19 protein-coding genes are annotated in these 21,338 nt (G+C 74.3%); 9 read left to right on the top strand and 10 right to left on the bottom strand.

Going from position 1 to position 21,338, the window contains the following annotated elements:
- Nucleotides 1-485: 485 nt before the first annotated feature.
- A complete protein-coding gene (cdgB, locus tag E0L36_RS24440) occupies nt 486-2,165 on the top strand; it encodes a diguanylate cyclase CdgB (protein WP_180931419.1) in 1,680 nt (559 codons plus the stop codon).
- Between the two features lie 638 nt (nt 2,166-2,803).
- On the top strand, nt 2,804-3,748 hold the full coding sequence (locus E0L36_RS24435) for a hypothetical protein (RefSeq protein ID WP_180931418.1): 945 nt from the start codon (nt 2,804-2,806) through the stop codon (nt 3,746-3,748).
- Nucleotides 3,749-3,933: 185 nt separating this feature from the next.
- On the opposite strand, the gene E0L36_RS24430 is transcribed toward E0L36_RS24435, so the two are convergent.
- From E0L36_RS24430 to E0L36_RS24420, 3 genes are all read right to left on the bottom strand, one after another.
- Complete coding sequence (locus E0L36_RS24430; protein WP_180931417.1) at nt 3,934-4,863, bottom strand: 1-phosphofructokinase family hexose kinase; 930 nt, start codon at nt 4,861-4,863, stop codon at nt 3,934-3,936.
- Between the two features lie 137 nt (nt 4,864-5,000).
- A complete protein-coding gene (nagA, locus tag E0L36_RS24425) occupies nt 5,001-6,146 on the bottom strand; it encodes an N-acetylglucosamine-6-phosphate deacetylase (RefSeq protein ID WP_180931416.1) in 1,146 nt (381 codons plus the stop codon).
- Entirely contained in the window at nt 6,143-7,066 is a 924-nt protein-coding gene (locus E0L36_RS24420) for an ROK family protein (protein WP_308416938.1), read from the bottom strand. Before E0L36_RS24420 ends, nagA begins: the two co-directional genes overlap by 4 nt.
- Nucleotides 7,067-7,617: 551 nt before the next feature.
- On the opposite strand from E0L36_RS24420, the gene E0L36_RS24415 reads away from it, so the two are divergent.
- From E0L36_RS24415 to E0L36_RS24400, 4 genes are all read left to right on the top strand, one after another.
- Nucleotides 7,618-8,901 carry an extracellular solute-binding protein gene (locus E0L36_RS24415; RefSeq protein ID WP_180931415.1) on the top strand — a complete coding sequence of 428 codons (1,284 nt, stop codon included), beginning with the start codon at nt 7,618-7,620 and terminating at the stop codon, nt 8,899-8,901.
- A gap of 98 nt (nt 8,902-8,999) precedes the next feature.
- Nucleotides 9,000-9,308: a DUF3263 domain-containing protein gene (locus tag E0L36_RS24410; RefSeq protein ID WP_180931414.1), complete on the top strand. Its 309-nt coding sequence runs from the start codon at nt 9,000-9,002 to the stop codon at nt 9,306-9,308.
- 65 nt (nt 9,309-9,373) lie between these two features.
- Nucleotides 9,374-10,258, top strand: coding sequence for a trehalose-phosphatase (otsB, locus tag E0L36_RS24405; protein ID WP_180931413.1), 885 nt, complete (start codon nt 9,374-9,376; stop codon nt 10,256-10,258).
- Between the two features lie 66 nt (nt 10,259-10,324).
- Complete coding sequence (locus tag E0L36_RS24400; protein ID WP_180931412.1) at nt 10,325-10,834, top strand: hypothetical protein; 510 nt, start codon at nt 10,325-10,327, stop codon at nt 10,832-10,834.
- Nucleotides 10,835-10,971: 137 nt separating this feature from the next.
- Here the strand turns inward: E0L36_RS24400 and E0L36_RS24395 are convergent, their stop codons facing one another.
- The 5 genes from E0L36_RS24395 to E0L36_RS24375 all read right to left on the bottom strand — a co-directional run bounded on the left by E0L36_RS24395 (nt 10,972) and on the right by E0L36_RS24375 (nt 15,915).
- On the bottom strand, nt 10,972-12,366 hold the full coding sequence (locus E0L36_RS24395) for a dicarboxylate/amino acid:cation symporter (protein WP_180931694.1): 1,395 nt from the start codon (nt 12,364-12,366) through the stop codon (nt 10,972-10,974).
- Nucleotides 12,367-12,882: 516 nt separating this feature from the next.
- Nucleotides 12,883-13,173, bottom strand: a complete 291-nt coding sequence (locus E0L36_RS24390; RefSeq protein ID WP_308416916.1) for a DUF4229 domain-containing protein — start codon at nt 13,171-13,173, stop codon at nt 12,883-12,885.
- A 223-nt stretch (nt 13,174-13,396) separates the two neighbouring features.
- On the bottom strand, nt 13,397-14,491 hold the full coding sequence (locus E0L36_RS24385; RefSeq protein WP_180931411.1) for an aminofutalosine synthase MqnE: 1,095 nt from the start codon (nt 14,489-14,491) through the stop codon (nt 13,397-13,399).
- 188 nt (nt 14,492-14,679) lie between these two features.
- Nucleotides 14,680-15,132: an Lrp/AsnC family transcriptional regulator gene (locus tag E0L36_RS24380; RefSeq protein WP_180931410.1), complete on the bottom strand. Its 453-nt coding sequence runs from the start codon at nt 15,130-15,132 to the stop codon at nt 14,680-14,682.
- 51 nt (nt 15,133-15,183) lie between these two features.
- The gene (locus E0L36_RS24375) at nt 15,184-15,915 is read right to left on the bottom strand and encodes a UbiX family flavin prenyltransferase (protein ID WP_180931409.1); all 732 of its coding nucleotides are present in this window, start codon (nt 15,913-15,915) and stop codon (nt 15,184-15,186) included.
- A gap of 138 nt (nt 15,916-16,053) precedes the next feature.
- Between E0L36_RS24375 and E0L36_RS24370 the strand changes: the two genes are divergently transcribed.
- Both E0L36_RS24370 and E0L36_RS24365 read left to right on the top strand, forming a co-directional pair.
- Nucleotides 16,054-17,418 carry a hypothetical protein gene (locus E0L36_RS24370; protein WP_258016538.1) on the top strand — a complete coding sequence of 455 codons (1,365 nt, stop codon included), beginning with the start codon at nt 16,054-16,056 and terminating at the stop codon, nt 17,416-17,418.
- Between the two features lie 132 nt (nt 17,419-17,550).
- On the top strand, nt 17,551-18,147 hold the full coding sequence (locus E0L36_RS24365; protein WP_180931408.1) for a rhomboid family intramembrane serine protease: 597 nt from the start codon (nt 17,551-17,553) through the stop codon (nt 18,145-18,147).
- Between the two features lie 112 nt (nt 18,148-18,259).
- Here the strand turns inward: E0L36_RS24365 and mqnP are convergent, their stop codons facing one another.
- Nucleotides 18,260-19,183 (bottom strand): menaquinone biosynthesis prenyltransferase MqnP, encoded by a 924-nt coding sequence (gene mqnP / locus E0L36_RS24360; RefSeq protein ID WP_180931407.1) that lies wholly within the window; start codon nt 19,181-19,183, stop codon nt 18,260-18,262.
- Nucleotides 19,184-19,262: 79 nt separating this feature from the next.
- A complete protein-coding gene (locus tag E0L36_RS24355; RefSeq protein ID WP_180931406.1) occupies nt 19,263-20,714 on the bottom strand; it encodes a menaquinone biosynthesis decarboxylase in 1,452 nt (483 codons plus the stop codon).
- Between the two features lie 93 nt (nt 20,715-20,807).
- On the opposite strand from E0L36_RS24355, the gene E0L36_RS24350 reads away from it, so the two are divergent.
- Nucleotides 20,808-21,305: a PLD nuclease N-terminal domain-containing protein gene (locus tag E0L36_RS24350; protein ID WP_180931405.1), complete on the top strand. Its 498-nt coding sequence runs from the start codon at nt 20,808-20,810 to the stop codon at nt 21,303-21,305.
- Nucleotides 21,306-21,338: the final 33 nt, after the last annotated feature.

The following is a 21,338-nucleotide window of genomic DNA, read 5'->3' as shown; positions in this document are numbered from 1 at the left end:
CTGGCGGGAACACATCGGCCTCGGGGACCAGCCGGGGACTAGGACCGCCCCCGGCCCGCCCACCCCGGGGCGGATTCCCGGCGGGACCGGGCGGACGGGGGAGACGAGAGAGGGGTCGCCGTGAGCGAGAACACAGAAGCGGAGGGAGCGGGCAAAGCCGGGAGGGGGCCGCCCGCCGGGACCCGCGTCGCCGGGCGGCGCGAATCCCCCCGGTCCCCCGAGCGTCGCGATCCTCCCGGCCCTCCGGGTCCTCCCGGCGGCGAACGGAGCGGAACGGTCAGCACGGAGGGGCGGACGGGCCGGAGGGTCTGACTCCGCACTGCGAGCAAGTGCGCACGCTGCGCTGTGACTTGAGTCACAGACAGCATTAATTGTTGACCCTGTGTACCGAGTGAACAGCTCGCTGTGATTCAGTGGCCGTGGCAGTCGGACAGCGACGTCCCGCGAAAACCTGGAGTTGACGACCAAGGCTCAGGGGGAGGGCGATGGAAACCGAGTCGGAGCCCTATGTCCGCCTCGCCAGTCTGCGTCAGCTGCACCACGTCGTGGCGCAGTTGAACACCGCCCGCAGCCTCGCCGACACCCTCCAGACCGTCGCCGACGGCGCGGTCACGGGGCTCGGTTTCGAGATATCCGCGGTGAACCTCGTACGCCCCGACGGCGACCTCGTGGTCGCGGCCGTCGCGGGGAGCGAGGGCGCCGAGGCGATGCTGGCGGGGCGCGTGGGGCCGCGCGAGGCCTGGGACCGGCGGCTCTCGATGGCCGAGCGGTGGGGCGACCTCCGGTTCATCCCCTACACCGAGGGCTGGGTGCTGGACGACGACGACGTACCGCAGTGGCACTCCGCGGGCCCCGCCCCCCGCTTCTACGAGGAGTGGCACCCGATGGACCGGCTCTTCGCGCCGCTCTACGCCTCGGACACCGAACTGCTCGGCGTGCTCTCCGTGGACCGGCCGCGGAACGGGCGCAGGCCCGGCGCCTGGGGGTGCGAGGCGCTCCAGATGTACGCCTCCCAGGCCGCCATCGCGATCAGCAACGCCAGGCTGCGGTCGAACATGCAGCGCGCGCTGGTCCGGCTGGAGCGGGAGCAGCAGGCGCTGCGGGCGAGCGAGGAGAGCTTCCGGCAGGCCTTCGAGTACGCGCCGAGCGGGATGGCGGTCGCGGAGATGGGCGGGGACCAGCACGGTCGCCTGGTGCGGATCAACGACGCGCTCTGCCGGCTGCTGGGCCGACCGGCGTCGGCGATGCGCCGGTACTCCTTCTCCGACCTGGTCCACCCGGAGGACATCAGCACCCTGCTGCGCACCTCGGCGGAGGGCGGGCGGGCGGAGCTCCGGCTGGCCCGGCGGGACAGCTCGTACGTCTGGGTGTCGCTGCGCAACTCGGTGGTGGCGGACACCGCGGACGGCCCGCGCTTCCTGCTGACGCACGTCGAGGACATCGAGGAGCGCAAGCGGCACGAGTTGCAGCTCGCGCACCGCGCGAGCCACGACTCCCTGACCGGGCTGCCCAACAGCGCCGAGCTGCGCGCCCGGCTCAGCTCCCGGCTCTGCCCCGATCCGGGGCCCACGGTCTCCGGCGCCGCGCGGAGCGATCCGCACGCGGCGCCGTCCGGGGACCCGGCGGACACCGGCGGGCACCGGTTCAGCCTGGACGGGTTCGACGGGGTGCGCGGGGCCCCGTACGGCGGGCCCGGCGCGGGCGGACCAGCCGCGTACGACAGCCACCACGTGCACATGGTGCCGCCGCGGGGCGAGGGGCCGGGCGAGAAGGGGCTCGCGGTGCTCTTCTGCGATCTGGACGGCTTCAAGTCCATAAACGACCGTTTCGGGCACAACTGTGGTGACGCGGTGCTGATCGAGGTCGCCCGGCGGCTCTCCGTCGGGGTACGGGACAACGACACCGTGGCCCGGCTCGGCGGCGACGAGTTCGTGGTCCTGGCGGACGGCCTGGGGCAGGCCGAGGCGCAGGACCTCGCCGTGCGGCTGCGGAACGCGATCATTCCGCCGATCCGGGTGGACGGGCGGGGGGTGCGGGTCGGCGCCAGCTTCGGCATCGGCTGGGCGAGTTGTGGTCTGTCGGCCGAGGAGGTTCTCCAGTCGGCGGACCAGCGGATGTACGTCGAGAAGCGCTCGCGGGCCAAGGGGCAGCGGCGCGCCGGGTGACACACCTCACCCCGGACCCGTCTCCCCACCCGGCCTCCGGCCCCCTCGCCGCGGCCTCCCCCGGACCTCCCAGCGCCTCCCCCGCACCTCCCCCGCGCCCCTCCCCTTACGGTTTCCCGCCTCGGCTCCGGTGCGGCACGTCCGAGAGCGCGCGCCAGCGGGCGGACCGGGGGCGGGTGCGGGAGCGGCGAGCGCCCGGTTCGCGGCGGTGTCGCCCGGTGTGCGTAACTCGCCCTTCCCGGGCGGGAGTTGACGCTCCCGCGCGACGCGCGGCGGAGCGCTCCCCGGCTGGCGCCGGGGGCACCCGGTGGCCGTTTCACCGGACCGTCCGCCGGACCACGGGGGTTCCCGGGTGGCCCGCCTCGGCATGTCGAGGGGCCCCGCCAGGGGCGCGGTGGGCGCGGCGGGTGCGGTCCGGCGGACGGTTCGCGGGGGGGGGCGAGGCGCGGGGTAAGACCGGGGTCACGAAGCGGTTGCGCGCGCTGGCGGCGCGGATCGGAAAGGTCGCAGGTGAGACGGGGGACACGGGGGATAAGGCCCCTCCAGGAGCGCGGGAAGGGCGCGCGCGGGGCACTCACGCCCTCACTCAGGAGAGGTAGGCTCGCCCGCGTACCTGACGCAGTAGGGAGTGACAGGGGATGACCGCCGAGAACGAGGGCTCGGACGCGCCGCGCGGCGGCGACGATCCGTTCGCCTACCTGTACCGCCAGGACGGCGGGGACGGCTCGACGGATCAGGCGGCCTCGACCTCGCGTCCCGGGCAGCCCGGTCAGCCCGGGGTGCCGCGCCGCTCGTACAACCAGGTGCGCCCGGTCGGCCAGCGCCAGTACGGCATGCCGCAGCAGCGCCCGCAGCCCCCGGGCGACAGCGCGCACTACGCCGCGCCGGAGACCATGCCGGGCGGCCGGGTGGCGGCGCGGCAGCACGGCCAGCCCTCGTCGGGCCCGAACCGGAACGGTCTGCTGATCGGTGCCATCGCGGTCGTCGCCGCGGTGGTCGTCGGTATCGGCGCGGCCGTCCTCTTCAACGGTGACGACACGGCCGTCGGGGACGAGCCCCGCGCCGGCGCGGACGCCGGGCAGCGCGGCGGCGACGAGGACCGGGACTCCCAGGGCGGCGGGGACGAGGAGGACGAGGACGCCGACCAGGGGGAGAAGCCCCAGGGGCTCCCCAAGGAGGCGGCGGCCAGCCTGCGGCTGGAGGGCGGCACCAAGACGGCCAGCGACATCCCGGGCGCCGAGTCGCCCGGCGGCACCTACGTCGCGGGGATCGACTCCGGGGAGGGCGCGTCCGCGAGCTGGCAGCCGGAGCTGGCCGAGGCCGGGACGTACAACCTCTACGTCCGCTACGGCGTTCCGGGGGAGGACATGCACCTCTCCCTGACGGTCAACGGCAAGGCACACGGCACCGGGCTGGACATGAAGAACCACGCCAGGGCGGAGAAGGGCGACTGGGAGAAGGGCTGGTCGTACACCTACTCCACGGTGCAGCTGACCAAGGGGAAGAACGACGTGCGCATCTCCTGCGAGGACGGCGACAGGTGCGGCGTGAACCTCGACCGGGTCTGGATCAAGCCCGCCTGACCGTCCGCCGCGGTGCGTAGCGCTCGCACCCTCGGGCGGAGAAGCCCGCGCCCCCGTTCCTGACGCGCCGTCCGGCGCCCGAGGGACGCCGGGGGACGCGGGTTTCGTGCTGTGCGGCGGCGGTCGGCACGCCGGGCCCGGGCCGGGCGATTCCCGGCGGGCAAGTGTCAGGCGCGGAGCAAGTGTCAGGCGGGGCCGGGGAGTTCCTCGGGCACCGTGCGCTCCAGCAGCTCGCGGTAGCGCGTCTCGTCGAACTCCCCGGCGGCGGGCGCCCGCACCGTGGCCGCCGAGAGCGCGACCGCGCGGGCCAGCCGCAGTGGCCAGGGCAGGCCGTCGGCGAGGCCGGAGAGCAGCCCGGCGACGGCGGAGTCCCCGGCGCCGGTGGGGTTCCCGGCGAGCCGTTCGGGCGGTGCCGCGCGCCAGCCGCCGTCCGGGGTGAGCAGCAGCATCCCGTCGGGCCCGAGGGAGGCGGCGACCGCGCCCGCGCCGCGGCGGCGGGCCGTGCGGGCGGCGCCGAGGGGTTCGGTACTGCCGGTCAGCCCGGCCAGTTCGGGCGCGTTGGGCTTGATGAGGTCGGGACGGGCCGCGAGTCCGCGGGCCAGGGGTTCGCCGCTGGTGTCGAGGAGGACGGGCACGCCCGCGCCGCGCGCCTCGCGGACGAGCGTGGCGTAGGCGCCGACGGGCAGGCCGGGCGGCAGGCTGCCGCAGAGCGCCACGGCCGCGCACTCGCCCAGCACCCGGCGGTACTCCGCGAGGAAGCGGTCCCACTCGGCGGCGGTGACGTGCGGGCCGGGCTCGTTGAACTGGGTGGTGTCCCCGGCGGCGCGGTCGGCGACACCGATGGTGCGGCGGGTGTCGCCGCCGATGGGGGTCAGCGCGTCGGTCACCCCGGGTTCCGCGGCGAGCAGGTCGCGCAGGACCGTCCCGGTGGCGCCGCCCGCGAAGCCGGTGACGGTGGTGGGGTGGCCGAGGGCGCCCAGCACCCGGGCCACGTTGACGCCCTTGCCGCCGGGGCGTTGCAGCACCTCGCGGACGCGGTGCGAGCCGCGCGGTTCCAGCCGGGCGACCCGGTAGGTGAGGTCCAGGGCGGCGTTGAGTGTCACCGTCTGGATCACTGGGCACCCCCTGCGACTGGCTTCGGCTGGGCGCGGCCGTACCGCGGGTACGGGGACCGCGCGTGGGATCATGCCATTGCCCCGCCGGGTGAGGCGACCCCCCGTCACCCACCGCCTGGCCGCTCAGCGGACAGCCGTCACCGCACTTCGGGCGCAACCACCCATTCCCCCTTGCGCAACACGCCACGGAGGGTGAACTCGGCGTCCAGCACCACGAGATCGGCGTCCCTGCCGGGCTCCAGGGAGCCGACGCGGTCGTCCACGCCGAGGACCCGGGCGGGGGTGGTGGACAGCGCCCGCACCGCGTGCTCGACGGGCAGCCCGTCGACGGTGACGGCGCGGCGCAGCGCCTCGTCGAGGGTGAGGGTGGACCCGGCGATCGAGCCGCCCTCCAGGAGCCGGGCGACGCCGTCGCGCACCTCGACCTCCATCGGGCCGAGCGGGTACCGGCCGTCGCCCATGCCGGCGGCGCCCATCGCGTCGGTGATGAAGGAGACGCGGTCGGGGCCCGCGGAGCCGAAGGCGAGGCCGAGTACCGCCGGGTGCAGGTGGGTTCCGTCGTTGATCAGCTCGATGGTGACGCGCTCGTCGCCGAGCAGCGCGGCGATGGGGCCGGGAGCGCGGTGGCCGAGCGCGGGCATGGCGTTGAACAGGTGGGTTGCGACCCGGGCTCCGGCGTCGATGGCGCGCGTGGTCACCTCGTAGTCGGCGTCGGTGTGGCCGACGGCGGCGATGACGCCGCGTTCGGCCAGCAGCCGTACGGAGTCGAGTCCGCCGGGGAGTTCGGGGGCGAGGGTCATCATCACGGCGCTGCCGCGCGCGGCCTCGACCAGCTTCCGCACGGCCTCCGGGTCCGGGTCGCGGAGCAGGGAGGGCTCGTGGGCGCCGCAGCGGCCGGGGGCGATGAACGGTCCCTCGAAGTGGACCCCGGCGAGTTCGCCGTCCTCGACGAACTCGCTCAGCACCCCGGCCTGGCGGGCCAGTTCGTCCAGTTCGCCGGTGACGGTGGAGGCGACCATGGTGGTGGTGCCGTGCCGCCGGTGGGTGCCGATGACGGTGCTGACCTGCTCGGCGGTGGCCGCGGAGAAGGAGGCGCTGCCGCCGCCGTGGACGTGGATGTCGACGAAGCCGGGGACGATCCAGTGCCCCGCGAGGTCCATGGTGGACGGTTCGCCGGGATCGCCGTCCACTAGGACGCGGCCGTCGACGGTCACCCGGCCATCCTCGGCCACCCCGGACGGCAGGACCACGCGCGCCCCCGTCAGCACCTTGCGCTTGCTCATCGGCTCGTAACCTCCGCGGAGAGAAGGTCCCAGGCGAGGAGACCCGCGCCCAGGCATCCCGCGGCGTCCCCGAGCGCCGCGGGGATGATCGTGGGGAGTTGCTGGAAGGTGACCCGCCGCCGGACGGCCTCGCGCAGCGGGCCGAAGAGCACGTCACCCGCCTCGGCGAGCCCGCCACCGATGATCACGGTACGCGGGTCGAGCAGGGTGATGGCGGTGACGAGCCCGTCCGCGAGGGCGGCCAGCGCGTCCTCCCAGACGGCGAGGGCGCGCGCGTCGCCCCGTTCGACGGCCCGGGCGGCGTCGACGGCCGAGGCGACGGGGTCGCCGCAGACGTCCCGCCAGGCGCGGCCGACGGCGGAGGCGGAGGCCAGCGTCTCCAGGCAGCCGCGCTGCCCGCAGCCGCACTCGGGCCCGTCCGGGCGCACGACGATGTGCCCGATCTCGCCCGCGCCGCCGTGCGCCCCGGGTTCGACCCGGCCGTCGATACCGATCGCTCCGGCGATGCCGGTGCCCAGCGGCAGGAAGAGGAAGCGGTCCACTCCGCTTCCGGCGCCGATCCGGCCCTCCGCGACGCCGCCGGAGCGCACGTCGTGGCCGAGCGCGACGGGCACTCCGCCGAGTCGCTGGGCCAGCAGTTCGCGCAGCGGCACGTCCCGCCAGCCGAGGTTCGCGGAGTACACGGCGACGCCCCGCGGTTCGTCGATGATGCCGGGCACCGCGACCCCGGCGGCGACGGGTGGGGCGCCGAGCAGCCCGGTTCCGGTGGCGGCCAGTTCGGCGGCGAAGCCGAGCACCTCCTCCAGCACCGGTTCCGGGCCGCGTTCGCGGTCGGTGGCGCGGCGCGCCTCGTGCAGCCGCTCGTTGTCCGGCCCGACGAGGGCGGCCTTCATGCCGGTGCCACCGACGTCGAGGGCGATGACGTAGGCGCGGTCCCGTTCTGAACTGTCGGCGCCGCCAGCCGGGTTGACCGGCCGAGGCGTCGCGGACCTTCGAGGTTCCCGAAAACTCACGTCGGTCAGTCTCCCGCGAGAGACCCCAACAGGTCTAGTCCACTTGTTGACCTAGTTCCGCCGTTGCCGAAGCGATACCGACCGTGGTGTAGACCTCGGGAAGTTCCCGTACGAGACTTCCCCGCGAGGGTCTGGTCCAGACCTGCCGCTCAGCAATCCACGATCACGGAACGACCGCAGACCCCGCCACCGGAGCGCACACGACCGGGTGCGGCGCACCGCGAGCCAGCGACGCCGGCCACCACGCCGGGCGGCGGACCCGCCCCGCGCCGGACCCGCACCGCACCGGCCCGGGGTGACGGCCCGCCCGGCACCGACGCTGAACCGCATGAGGGCACCCACCCCTCATGCGGGCACCACCCGGACCAGTCGGCCGACCCGGCCCCGTCCAGCGCCGCGCACCCCGCGGCCAGGGGCCGGAAGCGCGGGACACCCTGCGTGTCAACGGGGAGGCGCACATGGAACGACGGCGTTTACTGCGACTCGGCGCCGCGGGCGCGGCCACCGGCGCCGCCGCGCTGGCCACCTCCGCCTGCGGGGCGGGCTCCGGCTCGGAGAAGGTGACGCTGCGGCTGGTGGCCGCGGACTACGGCGAACCCGGCGGGGACAACGGCAGCCAGGGGTACTGGGCCCAGCTCGTCCGGGGGTTCGAGCAGCGGCACCCGGACATCAGGGTCAAGGTCACCGTGCACAGCTGGAACAACGTGGAGCGGAAGGTCGCGGAACTCGTCAGGGCCGGGAAGGCCCCGCACCTGGCCCAGATCGGCAGCTTCGCCGACTACGCCTCGCAGGACCACCTCCACAAGGTCAGCGAACTGCTGTCGATCCCCGTCCAGGCCGACTTCCTGCCCGCCCTCGCCGAGGCGGGCCGGGTGCGGCGGGTGCAGTACGCCATCCCGTTCGCGGCCAGCACCCGGCGGCTCTTCTACAACCGGACGCTCTTCGAGCGGGCCGGGCTCGACCCCGACACCCCGCCCCGCGACTGGGGCGAACTCGCCTCCGCGGCCCGCGCGTTGAGGTCGGCCGACGTGCGCATCCCCTACGGTCTGCCGCTCGGGCCCGAGGAGGCCCCCGCCGAGACGCTGATGTGGATGCTGAGCGGCGGGGGCGGCTACACCGACACCGTCGGCCGCTACACCATCGACTCGGTGGAGAACATCCGCACCTTCACCTGGATCCGGGACACCCTCGTGAAGCCCGAGCTGACCGGCACCAACCCCTCCCACACCGACCGCCAGACGCTGTTCAACGCCTTCAGCGCGGGCGAGGTCGGCATGCTCAACGGCCACCCCTCGCTGATGCGGCAGGCCGACCGGGCCGAGGTCCGCTACGGCACCGGCCGGCTGCCCGGCCGGACGGGACTCACCAGCGGCACCCTCGGCGTCGCCGACTGGATCATCGCCTTCCGGGAGCCGGGCCACCGCGAGGAGATCGGCACCTTCCTGGACTACGTCTACCGCGAGAAGCGGCACTACGCGTTCGCCAGCCAGTTCAACCTGCTGCCCGTCACCACCTCCGCCTCCCGCCGGATGCGCGACGCCCCCCGCCACCGGCGGCTGCGGGGCTTTCTCAGCCAACTCTCCGGCGCCGAGTTCTACCCGGTCGGAAAGGTGTCCTGGAGCAAGGTCAGCGCGGACATCAAGGACGCCATCGGGGAGGCCGTCGGCGGCGACTCCACCCCGCACACCGTGCTCAGCGGCATCCAGCGCCGCGCCGTCACCGCCGACTCCCCGAGTCGCTGACCCCGCCCACCGCGCCCCCGCGACGGCCCCGCCGGGCGCCCCGGGTTCGGCCGGAAGCCGCCGCCGCGCCTCCCGGAGCCGGGAGTACGGTGGTCCGCATGAGCGGACACGGCCGGGAGCCCGAACCGGAACACCAGCCCGCCGGGGGCCACCCCCGGCCGACGGTGCCCGCCCGCCGCCGCAGCGTCCTCACCGAACGGGACAAGGCGGTGCTGGCTCTGGCACAGCGCTCCTGGGCCTCGCCCGGCACCCGCGAACGCGCCATCCGCGAGCGGCTCGGCATGTCACCGGCACGCTACTTCCAGCTGCTCAACGCCCTGCTGGACGACCCCGCCGCACTGGAGCACGCCCCGATGACCGTCCACCGGCTGCGCCGGCTCCGCGCCGAGCGCCGCGCCCGCCGCTGACCGCCTCCCACCGCGCGCGGCCGCCGGGCGGGCGCGCCCGGCGCGCGCTGGATAGGCTGCCCGGTATGGGCAGTTCCCTCCCCGTCCCCGCCACCTCCGACGGCCGGGCCGGACTCGACGCCATCCTCGCCGCCCCCCACCGCGCCGTCGTCGCCCTCGACTTCGACGGGACGCTCGCCCCGATCGTCAGCGACCCCGAACAGGCCCGCCCGCACCCCGAGGTGCTGCCCGCGCTCGCCCGACTGGCGCCAGCGCTGGGCGCGTTGGCCGTCGTCACGGGCCGCTCGGCGCGCACCGCCGTGCGCTACGGCGGCTTCGCCGGGGTCCCCGGCCTGGAGCGGCTGACCGTGCTCGGCGCCTACGGGGCGGAGCGCTGGTCGGCCGCCACCGGCCGCTTCGAGGCGCCGCCGCCCCCACCGGGCGTGGCCGCCGTCCGCGCCGAACTGCCCCGGCTCCTGGCGGAGTCGGGCGCGCCCGACGGCGTCTGGACGGAGGACAAGGGCCGGGCGGTCGCCGTCCACACCCGGCGCGCCGCCGACCCGGCGGCCACCCTCGCGCTGCTCCGCGCGCCCCTCACGGAGCTGGCCGAACAGCACCAACTGCGCGTCGAGCCGGGTCGGATGGTGCTGGAGCTGCGCCCGCCCGGCATGGACAAGGGCGCGGCGCTGCTGGCCTTCCTGCGGGAGGTGGGCGCCGGGGAGGGCGCCCCGCCGCCGGACCGGCCGGGCGCCTTCCCCGCCGCGCCCCCGGTGCTGTACGCGGGGGACGACCTCGGGGACCTCGCCGCCTTCGCCGCCGTACGGGAGCGCCGGGCCGAGGGCGGCCCGGGGCTGCTGGTGTGCAGCGGCTCGGCCGAGGTCACCGAACTCGCGGACCGGGCCGACCTGGTGGTCGACGGCCCGCCCGGGGTCGCGCGGCTGCTCGGCGCCCTCGCCACCGCCCTGTCCTGAGCACCGACCGGCCCCGGGCGGGGCGGCGGGCGGTCCCGGGCGAGGCGGGGCGGCGGGCGTGACACGATGCCTGCCGTGTTCGACATCGGCTACTCGCTCTCCCCCCGCTTCCCCGACCCCCCGCAGACCGACTACCGCACGGTGGACGTGCGGACCCTCCGGCACGACCTGTTCTGCGGCGACGTCTACCTCGCGGACACCGAAGCCGACGGCGAACTCGCCACCCGCCGTGGCTGGTTGCCGGTGCTCGACTTCGCCTGGGCGCTGTGTGACGTGGCGGAGGCCCTGGACGCCGACCCGCTGGGCGGCCGCTCCCCCGGACCGCACCGGGCCGAGCTGGACTTCACCGAGACCACCGACCGGGTGCTCTTCGTCCGGCGCTTCGGCAGCGTCGACGTCACCGCGGACTGGCCGGGCGCCGAACGGCTGCCCACGCTCACCGTGGGGCACGCCGTGCTGCGCCGCGAGGCCCGCGACTTCCTGCACGACCTGCTGGCCGACCTCGGCGAGACACACGAGGGACTGGGCGACAACCCGGCGATCTGGGGCCTGGAGGCCAGGTTCCCGCGCGTCTGAGCGCGCGCCCGCCCCGACTCTCCCGCTCTCCCGGCTCTCTTCCGGGGCGGCCACCCCGGAGACGGCGGCGCCCGGGGCCCGCCGGTGCGGGCCCCGGGCGCCGGGGAAGCCGGGTGAGGGATCGGGCCGGGACCCGGTCAGCTGGCGCCGGAGGGGGAGGCGGCGGCCGGAACCGTGGCCCGCCCCTCCGCGTCCCGGGTCTCCCCGCCGTCCGCGTCCTCGTCGGTCTCGCGCTGGGCGTCCTCGATCGAGAAGGACTTCGCCGTGGCGAACTTCTCCCGGTCCAGGATCTGTTCGCGCGCCGCGACCAGCACCGGGATGGCGGCCTGCCCCGCGACGTTGGTCGCGGTGCGGATCATGTCGAGGATCGGGTCGATGGCGAGCAGCAGGCCCACGCCCTCCAGGGGCAGCCCGAGGGTGGAGAGCGTCAGGGTCAGCATGACCGTCGCGCCGGTGAGGCCCGCCGTCGCGGCGGAGCCGATCACCGAGACGAACGCGATCAGCAGGTACTCCTTGATCCCCAGCTCGACGTGGAAGAACTCGGCGACGAAGATCGCCGCGATGGCCGGGTAGATGGAGGCGCAGCCGTCCATCTTCGTGGTCGCGCCGAACGGCACCGCGAAGGAGGTGTACTCCTTGGGCACGCCCAGCCGTTCCGTCACCTTCTGGGTCAGCGGCATGGTGCCGACCGAGGAGCGGGAGACGAAGGCGAGCTGGAGGGCGGGCCAGGCGCCCTTGAAGAACTGGACCGGGTTGACCTTCGCGACGGTCGCGAGCAGCAGCGGGTAGACGCCGAACAGCACGAGCGCGCAGCCGACGTACACGTCGGCGGTGAAGGTCGCGTAGTCCCCGATCAGGTCCCAGCCGTACTCCCGGACGGCGTTGCCGATCAGGCCGACGGTGCCCAGCGGCGCCAGCCGGATGATCCACCACAGCGCCTTCTGGAGCAGTTGGAGCGCGGCCTCCCCGAAGGACAGCAGCGGCGCCGCCTTCGGGCCGAGCTTCAGCGCGGCGATCCCGACCACCACGGCGAGGAACACGATCTGGAGGACCTGGAGTTCGGCGAACGGCGTGACGATGTCGGTCGGCACGATGCCGGTCAGGAAGTCCAGCCAGGAGCCGGACGAGTGCTCGTCGCCGCTCCTGGTCACCTCGGCGCTGGAGCCGGGGTCGGTGAGCAGCCCGATGGTCAGGCCGATGACGACGGCGATCAGCGAGGTCGCCATGAACCACAGCAGCGTGCGGGTCGCCAGCCGGGCGGCGTTCTGCACGTTCCGCAGGTTGGTGATGGAGATGGTGATCGCGAAGAAGACGAGCGGGGCGACGGCCAGCTTCAGCAGCTGGATGAAGATCTCCCCGATGTGGGTGAGGGTGGTCTCCAGCCAGTCGACGTCGTAGCGGCGGGCGACGAACCCGAGGACGACGCCGAGGACGAGACCCAGCAGGATCTGGGCCCAGAACGGGACCCGGGGTATGCGCGGTCTCGCGGCGGGGCGGGACGCGGCGGGCGCGGGCGACTGTGTCACGGACAGACTCCGGTCAGGCGTGGGGAGGGGAGGACAGCGCGGAACGGTCAGAGCGACGGAACGGCGTGCTGTGGGGAACGTGCGCGGAGGGCCGGGTCATTCCGGCCGGCGGGTCAACGACAGGTCGCGGACATGCAGCGGCACAGGTCGACATGCAGCCGCTCGACGAGCATCAGGCTCGTCGGCTGAAGGAGCGGGGCTGCTGTCGGCATACCCTTCACGCTAGCACCCGGCCGGTCCGCTCCCCAGGGGTCCGCAGCCGGAGATGGGCCGCGCGAGCGCCCAACTCGCCCTCGACGCGCGGGAGTCGGCGCCGGACGCGGGCACCGTCCGGCCCCGCGGTGTGATGAGCACGACAGCCACTGCCGCGCTCCCCCGCTCCCCTGACCGGGGCGTCAGGCGGGGGCGCCGCACACGACACCGGGGCACCGCGCGTGGGGCGCCGGAGCGCGCGGAGTAGGCGGAACGGTGGCCGCGCGGTCCGGGCGAGCCCGGCGACACCGGCACCCGGGCGCTCCGGGGTCAGGAAACCCCGTCCTCCTGGCTCTGGTTGGCGGCCAGCCGCTTCTTGGCGCGGCCGACGCCGTCCACGATCTGCTCGGACATCGCGTCGCGCTGCTTGCGCAGGACGATGTAGCTGAGCGGACCCGAGATGACGAGCGCGAGGAGCACCACCCACAGCGGGTTGGACTTGCCGATGCCCTCCGGGATGATCCCGGCGTAGGCCAGCGCCGCCACCACGAGCAGGCAGCCGAGGAAGATCCCCAGCCGCATCGCGGTGTAGCGGAGTGTTGCGTTCGGCGTACTGCTCACGGTGACCTCTTTGTTCGACTCATCCGGTTCATCCGGTTCCACCCGACGTGATCCGGTTCCCACGGGTGCGGCGCGCGCGGGCCGGGGACCGCCCCCGCCCCGCCGGACGGGCACCCCACCCGCGTACGGACCACGCGGGCCGCGCGAGCCCCACCGGCCGCGCGGACTCCGCGAGCCGACGGCCGTCTGGGCCTTTAAGCCATCAGACAGTGAAACACAAGCGTCAGAGCCGCATCGGCTGGGGGGACTCCCGGCGGTCCGGGTCCGGGCCCGGGTAGGCCCGCAGCTCGGCGTAGGCGGAGGTCCGCTCGACGGGCCGGAACCCGGCGTCGGTGATCAGGTCGAGGAGTTCGCTCCGGCCCGGTCCCTCCGCGCCGGACGCCTCCGGCGCGGCGCCGGTGGTCCCGCCCGCGACGGTGACCGCGCCGAAGAGGTCGTCGGCGCCGTGCAGCAGCGCCAGCTGCGCGGTCTGCGTCTCGTGCGGGCCCCACACCGCCTGGACGTGCGGCACGTTGTCGACCAGCAGCCGGGCGAGGGCGAAGACCCGGAGCACCTCGGCGCCGGTCGCCGTCGGCCCCGCGGCCTTGGGGTCCGGAGCGGCGCCGAGCGGGCCGGTCAGCGCGCGCAGCGGCGTGACGGCCCGGAAACCGCCGGTCTCGTCCTGGAGTTCACGGATCCGCAGCAGCCGCTCCACCCGGTGCGCGGCCCCCTCGGAGTGCCCGTAGAGCAGGGTGGCCTGGGTACGCAGCCCCCTGGCGTGCGCGAGGCGCTGCACCCGCGCCCAGTTCTCGCCGTACCCCTCGGGGTCGGCGGTGTACCGCCCGGCCTCCCAGGCGGTGGCCTCGGTGGCGCCTCCGGCGAGCGACTCCACGCCCGCCTCCAGCAGATCGTCCAGCAGCGCCTCGGCCGGCACCCCGAAGGTCCGCCCGAGGTGGTGGATCTCCGTGGGGGTGAGGGCGCCCAGCGTGACGCCCTCCGGCAGCCGCCCCCGCACCTCGCGCAGCGCGCGCGGGTAGGCGGCCCAGTCGGCGAGGGTCTCCGGGGCGCCCCCGGAGACGTGCACCTCGGTGAACCCGGCCCCGGCGGCCTCCGCCGCGACCGCCTCGGCCGCTCCGGCCTCCGGGGCTGGCGCCAGCGTCAACCGGCGGGCCACCGCGAAGTGCCCGGCGTCGTCGTGGTGCCGGAGGCGTGCCGCGTGGGCGAGGCCCCCGAGCCAGGCGAGGTCGTCGCAGTCGTGGAGTGCGAGACCGTCCGCCTGGGAGAGCCGTTCCGTGGAGCGGACCTTCTCCTCCAGCTCCCGCCTGAGCCCAGCGTCCATGCGTCGCGCCTCCCGACCTTCCGCTTCGCCGCGCCGCGCGCCCTACGCCGCGCCACCCTAGAGCCTACGCTCCGGCCGCCCGCTCCCCGGCGGCGGCCCGGGTCCGCGACCGGACCATGGCTGGTCAGCGCCCTTCACGCCAGTCAGCGCCCCAGCCGACCGGACGGGTAGCGGACCGGCGGGCCGGGTCAGTCCTCGGGGAGTCCGCCGACGCGGTTCTCCCACTTGGTGGAGAGCACGATCGTCGTCCGGGTGCGGGAGACGCCCTTGGTGCCGGAGAGGCGGCGGATGGTCCGCTCCAGCCCGTCCACGTCACCGGCCCGCACCTTGAGCATGTAGGAGTCGTCGCCCGCGATGAACCAGCAGTCCTCGACCTCGTGGAGGTCGCGCAGTCGGCCGGCCACGTCCTCGTGGTCGGTGGCGTCGCTGAGCTGGATACCGATCAGCGCGGTGACGCCGAGCCCGAGGGAGGTGGCGTCCACCGTCGCGCGGTAGCCGGTGATCACTCCGGCCGCCTCAAGACGGTTGATGCGGTCGGTGACGCTCGGACCGGAGAGCCCCACCAGCCTGCCCAGCTCGGCGTAGGACGCTCTGCCGTTCTCGCGCAGCGCCTGGATGAGCTGCCTGTCCACCGAATCCATCAGTCTTGGTGCCTTCCATCCGTGCCAGTCCCGAAGTCTCCGACAACGAATCTAAGGCATGGAGGCGGTCGCGCCTGCCGAGAGCCCTTCCGGAGGGCCACCAGACAAGCCACCCGCCAACTCCCCGTCCCAGCGCCGGTAGAGGGTGTGCTCCACCCCCACCGCGTCCAGCGCACGGCCCGCCACGAAGTTGACCAGATCCTGGATGTGCCGGGCGCCCGCGTAGAAGGCGGGCGAGGTCGGCAGCACCACCGCCCCCGCCTCGTCCAGCGCCACCAGCTGCCGCAGCGTCGCGCCGTTGAGCGGGGCCTCCCGCACCGCCACGACCAGCGGACGCCGCTCCTTGAGGGTCACGCTCGCGGCCCGCTGGAGCAGGTCCTTGGAGAGGCCCAGCGCGACCCCGGCGACGCAGGCGGTGCTGGCCGGGACGATCAACATCCCTTTGGCCGGATACGACCCGGAGGACGGACCCGCCGCGAGATCGCCCGGCGTCCAGTGGCGGACCGCGTCGACCTCGGGGGCGAAGGTGTCCGGGGTGCCGTCCGCGCCCCGGGCCAGCCAGCGGCGCAGGTCCTCGGTGGCGTGCGCGTCGCGGAAGGGGAGGCCGGTCTCGTCCAGCACCGTCAGCCGGGAGGCGCGGCTGACGACCAGGTCGACCGCCTCCCCCGCGGCCAGCAGGCCGCGGATCACCGCCGCCGCGTAGGGGGTTCCGGAGGCGCCGGACACCCCGACGATCCAGGGGCGGCGGCCGGACTCCGGCGGCTGGGCGGATGGTGCGCTCATGCCGTCGAGCCTACGGCGTCCCTTCCGGACGCCCGGCCCGGGCCGGTCGGCGGGGACGGCCCCGGCGACCAGACGGGAGGCGGGTGGCGGTCGGCCGCTCACTGGCGTTCTTGGAGGTACATGCTGTTGGCTCGGACCATGCACGCCAGCCGTCTCCGCGCACGCCGCGCCTCACGCCGCGCCACGCACCCCTCGCCCCCGGGCGGTTCGCCACGCGCCCCGCGAACGCCCCGTGGGCGCCGGAGCGCCGCCGCGGTCCTCGGCTGCGCGGTCCTGCTGACCACCGCGCTCAGCTCGTGTTCGGCCGCCGAGAAGCTCACCACCGGGATGAAGGTGAAGAGCGCCGTCGAGAAGCTGGGCTCCCAGCCCTCCGCGTCCGTCGTCGCCTCGCTCGACGCCACACCGGGCGACACCTACGCCTACCTGCGCGCCATCCGGGGCGCCTCCGGCGGCGCGGCGCCCACCCGGCACGAGGCGGAGCTGCTGGCGCGGATGGAACTGGCCTTCGCCGTCGGCTCGGAGCGCACCGAGACCGCGCTGAAGGACCTCGACAAGTCGGATCGACTGGACCTCGCCACGGCGGTCACCTTCGGCGGCACGGACGTGATCGGCGTCAAGACGGTCAAGGAGCAGCTTTACGTACGGGTCAACCTGCGCGCTGCCGCCCAGCAGCTCGGCGGCTCGTCCGAGCAGCGCGACCGGGCGAGGACCATCCGCGAGATGGCGGAGAAGCTGCCCTCCTCGCTGCACTCGGCCGCGGACGCGCTGCGCGGCGAGTGGGTGCGCATCGACCCCGAGTCCTTCGACGAGTTCGCCGAGACCGCCGACGAGCTGGTGCGCGACGGCGGTGCCGCGGCGGCCCGGCGGGCCGGGAAGGCGGCGGGCGGCGAGCGGGGCGAGCGCGCCGCCCAGGGGTCGGCGGCGGCGGGCGAGCTGAGCGGCCGGATCACGGACGTCACCTCGACGGTGTCCTCGCTGAACGGCGAGTCGATCCGCGAGTTCGTCGACGGCCTCGGCACCACGCTGCGGCGGCACGCGACGTTCAGCGCCGAGGGCGAACGGCGCGGCGAGGAGCACTACCGGGTGACGATGCCGGGGCGCGCGGCGGCGAAGGGGCTCGTGACGGCGCTGCGCCCGCTGGGCGCCGCCTTCGACCCGACGCTGGCCCCCGACCGGACGGTGCGCGCCGATCTCACCATCCGCCGCGGCCAGTTGACGGGCCTCCGCGTCGACCTGGGCCAGTTCACCACCTGGCCGGGCGAGCGGGACGGGAACCACGGCGAGGACGGCGAGCACGGCAAGGACAGCAAGGACGGGAAACGGGGCGAGGACGGCGGGGGCGGCTCCGGGGAGCGGCCCGCACTGCCGCTCACCCTGGAGTTCGGCGGCGGGGACGTGGTCTCGGTCAGGGCGCCGGACGGAACCCGCGAGCTGAAGCCGCAGGACCTGCTCACCGCGGTGATGTACGGGGCGCTGGGCACCGGCGGCATCCGCAACCCCTGAGCCCGGGAGGGCCCGCGGGTCCGGAGCGCTGGCTGGCCGGAAGCGCCGGCCGGCCGCCCGGCGCGGGGATGGCCGCGCGGAGGCCGGGGAACACACGAGGGATCGGCTTCGTTCTCAGGTGGGGTGAACGTGATGGCGCATGGTGGTTCGGTTTCCAGGGCTCGTTCGGCTGGGCAGCTGATCGCGCTGTGGGTCGGCCTGCTCTGGTTCCTGGAGATCGTGGACTACGCCTCGGGGCACTCACTCGACACCTTCGGGATCGAGCCCCGGCGGATGGACGAGCTGGTCGACGTCCTCCCGGCCTCGTTCATGCACTTCGGATTCGACCACCTCATGGCGAACACCGTGCCCCTGCTGGTGCTCGGCTTCCTCGCCGCGCTGCGCGGCACCGGCCGGTTCCTGGCCGTCGCGCTGGTCATCATGGGCGTCAGCGGTCTCGGGGTCTGGCTCGTCGCCCCGGAGGGCAGCAACACGGCGGGCGCCTCCGGTCTGATCTTCGGCCTCTTCGGCTACCTCGTCATCCGTGGCTTCGTCGAACGCCGGATCACCGACGTGGCCCTGGGCGCGGTCGTCGCGGTGTTCTACGGCTCGATCCTCTGGGGCGTGCTGCCCACGGACGCCGGAGTCTCCTGGCAGGGCCACCTCTTCGGGCTGATAGGCGGGGTGCTGGCCGCCTTCGTCACCGCCAGCTCCCGGCCCCTCGGCGCCCCCAAACCCGCCTGGCACTGACGCGGTCCGGCACCACCGGGGCCCGCCCGGCCGGCGGGGCCGATGTGCTCGGGCGGGTCGGGCCCGGTCGGACGGGTCAGGCGGGTCAGGCGGGTCAGGCGGGTCAGGCGGATCAGACGGAGAGGCCGCGCAGGGCGAGGTCGAGCAGCGCGCAGACGAACAGCGCGATCCCGATGAACCCGTTGACGGTGAAGAACGCCCGGTTCAGCCGGGAGAGGTCGCGCGGGGTGACCAGCGAGTGCTCGTAGACGAACGCGCCGACCACGATCGTCAGGCCCGTCCAGTAGAAGATCCCGGCGTCGGTCAGCAGCCCGAAGGTGACGAACAGCGCCACCGAGACGACGTGCGCGGCGCGCGCCCCGTACAGCGCGGCGGCGATGCCCCAGCGCGCGGGCACCGAGCGCACGCCCTCGGCGCGGTCCGCCGCCACGTCCTGACAGCCGAAGATCAGGTCGAAGCCGCCGATCCACACGCCGACCGCGAAGCCGAGCACCACCGCCTCCCAGGACCAGGCGCCGGTGACGGCCAGCCAGGCCCCGATGGGGCCTATGGCCTGCGCCAGTCCGAGGATGGCGTGCGGGAGGTCGGTGAAGCGCTTGCCGTAGGGGTAGACCACCATCGGGACGACGGCGAGCGGGGCGAGCGCCAGGCAGAGCGGGTTGAGCAGCGCCGCCGAGCCGAGGAACAGGACCAGCGCCACGCTGGCGCCGATCCATGCGGTGCGGACCGAGACGGCGCCGGTGACGAGTTCCCGCCCGGCGGTGCGCGGATTGCGCGCGTCGATCTCCCGGTCGATGATCCGGTTCGCCGCCATCGCGAAGGTGCGCAGCGTGACCATGGCGACCGTCACCAGGCAGAGCTGCCACCAGTGGACGCCGCGGCTCTCGCGGAACATCGCGGTGAGGGCCGCGATGTAGGCGAAGGGCAGCGCGAAGATCGAGTGCTCGATCATCACCAGTCGCAGGAACGCCTTGACCCGGCCGCTGCTGGGCACCGCCGGTCCGGGCGGCCCGACGACGCCCTCGGCGGCGCTCACCGGGCACCCCCGGCGGGGCCCCGTCCGGCTCTCCGGTCCGGGGCCGGGGTGGCCGGGCGGGCGGGGAAGGCGCGGCGGGTCACAGCCCGTACTCCTTCCAGCGGCGGGTGACCAGCTCCGCGACGGCGGGGTCGGACTCGACCATGTTCGGCCAGCCGCCGTCGCGCGTGTACCCCTCCTCGGGGAGTTTCCGGGTCGCGTCGACGCCCGCCTTGCCGCCCCAGAACTGCTGGTAGGAGGCGTGGTCCAGATGGTCGACGGGGCCCTCGACGACGGTCAGGTCCCGGCCGTAGTCGACGTTGCCGAGCGCCCGCCAGGCGACCTCCTGGAGGTCGCGCACGTCGCAGTCCGAGTCGACGACCACGATCAGCTTCTCCAGGGAGAGCATGTGCGCTCCCCAGATCGCGTGCATGACCTTCTGCGCGTGCTTCGGGTACTTCTTGTCGATCGCGACGATCATGCAGTTGTGGAAGCCGCCCGCCTCCGGCAGGTGGTAGTCCACGACGTCCGGGACGATGATCCGGAACAGCGGCAGGAAGAAGCGCTCCGTGGCCCGGCCGAACGGCCCGTCCTCGGTCGGCGGGCGGCCGACCACGATCGACTGGAACATGGGGCGCTTCCGTGTCGTCACGCAGTCGATCCGCAGCGCCGGGAAGGGCTCCTGCGGGGTGTAGAAGCCGGTGTGGTCGCCGAACGGGCCCTCCGGCAGCATCTCGCCGGGCTCCAGCCAGCCCTCCAGCACCACCTCCGCCTCGGCGGGCACCTGGAGCGGCACGGTCTTGCAGTCCACCATCTCCACGCGCTTGCCCTGGACGAAGCCCGCGAAGAGGTACTCGTCGATATCGCCGGGCAGCGGCGCGGTGGAGGCGTAGGTGACGGCGGGCGGGCAGCCGAAGGCGATCGCGACCGGCAGCCGCTCCCCGCGCCGCGCCGCGACCTGGTAGTGGTTCCGGCTGTCCTTGTGGATCTGCCAGTGCATGCCGATGGTGCGCCGGTCGTGCCGCTGGAGCCGGTACAGCCCGAGGTTGCGCACCCCGGTCTCCGGGTCCTTGGTGTGGGTGAGGCCGAGGTTGAAGAAGGAGCCGCCGTCCTCGGGCCAGGTGAAGAGGGCGGGCAGCTGGTCGAGGTCCACCTGGTCGCCCCGGAGCACCACCTCCTGGACCGGGCCCTCCTTGACCTTCTTCGGCGGGACGTGGGTCATCGCGCCGAGCTTGCCGAACGCCTCGCGGATCCCGACGAAGCCGTGCGGCAGCTCGGGTTTGAGCAGTCCGCCGATCTTCTCGCTAATCTCGTCGTACGAGCTGAGGCCGAGGGCCTTGAGTAGTCTGCGGTCGGTCCCGAAGACGTTCATGGCCAGCGGCATCGAGGAACCCCTGACGTTCTCGAAGAGCAGCGCCGGGCCACCGGCCTTGTTCACCCGGTCGACGATCTCGCCGACTTCCAGGTGGGGGTCGACCTCGGCCTTGATCCGCTTCAGGTCACGGTCCCGCTCCAGCGCCCGCAGCAGCGAGCGGAGATCGTCGTATGCCATGCGCCCCAGTATCCGCCACCCAGTACCCTGGTTTCGTACGGGGGCCGCCACGGCCCGACGCGTCGCGTCAACACGCACCAGGGGGCGTTCCGCTTGCTCAGGTATCTGCCGTTCGTTCTGGTCCTGGCCGTGTGGATCTACGCGTTCATCGACTGTCTGAACACCCCGGAGAACGAGGTCCGGAAGCTGCCCAAGGTGGCATGGGTGATCATCATCCTGCTCTTCGGTCAGGTGCTCCTCGGTCCGGTCGTCTGGTTCGCGGTCGGCCGTCCCCGGAAGAACGCGCCCTACGGCGCGACCAAGCCGGCCGAGCGGCGCTGGGTGGCGCCGGACGACAACCCCGACTTCCTGAAGTCGCTCGGGGAGGACCGTCGGCCCCCGAAGGAGGAGGAGCCCCCCGCCGGGCCGTCCCCGTCGGGGGACACCCCCGAGACCGACCGCCTCCGGAAGCCGGAGAACCGGTCGGACGAGGGCGGACGCCCGGGCCAGGAGCCCGGTTCCGCCCGTGAGGGGCATGATCCGTCGCACCGCGAGGAGTCCCGCCGCAAGGAGAACGGCGGCGGGCCGGACGACCCGCCCGCCACGAGCTGACACCAGCCGCACGGCTGATCGTCCACCCGGGCG

This window comes from Streptomyces sp. AJS327 (genome assembly GCF_013450295.1).
In the GTDB taxonomy this organism is placed as follows: domain Bacteria; phylum Actinomycetota; class Actinomycetes; order Streptomycetales; family Streptomycetaceae; genus Streptomyces.
The sequence above is the reverse complement of the archived record's forward strand: the minus strand, read 5'-3'. Positions and strand labels throughout refer to the sequence as shown.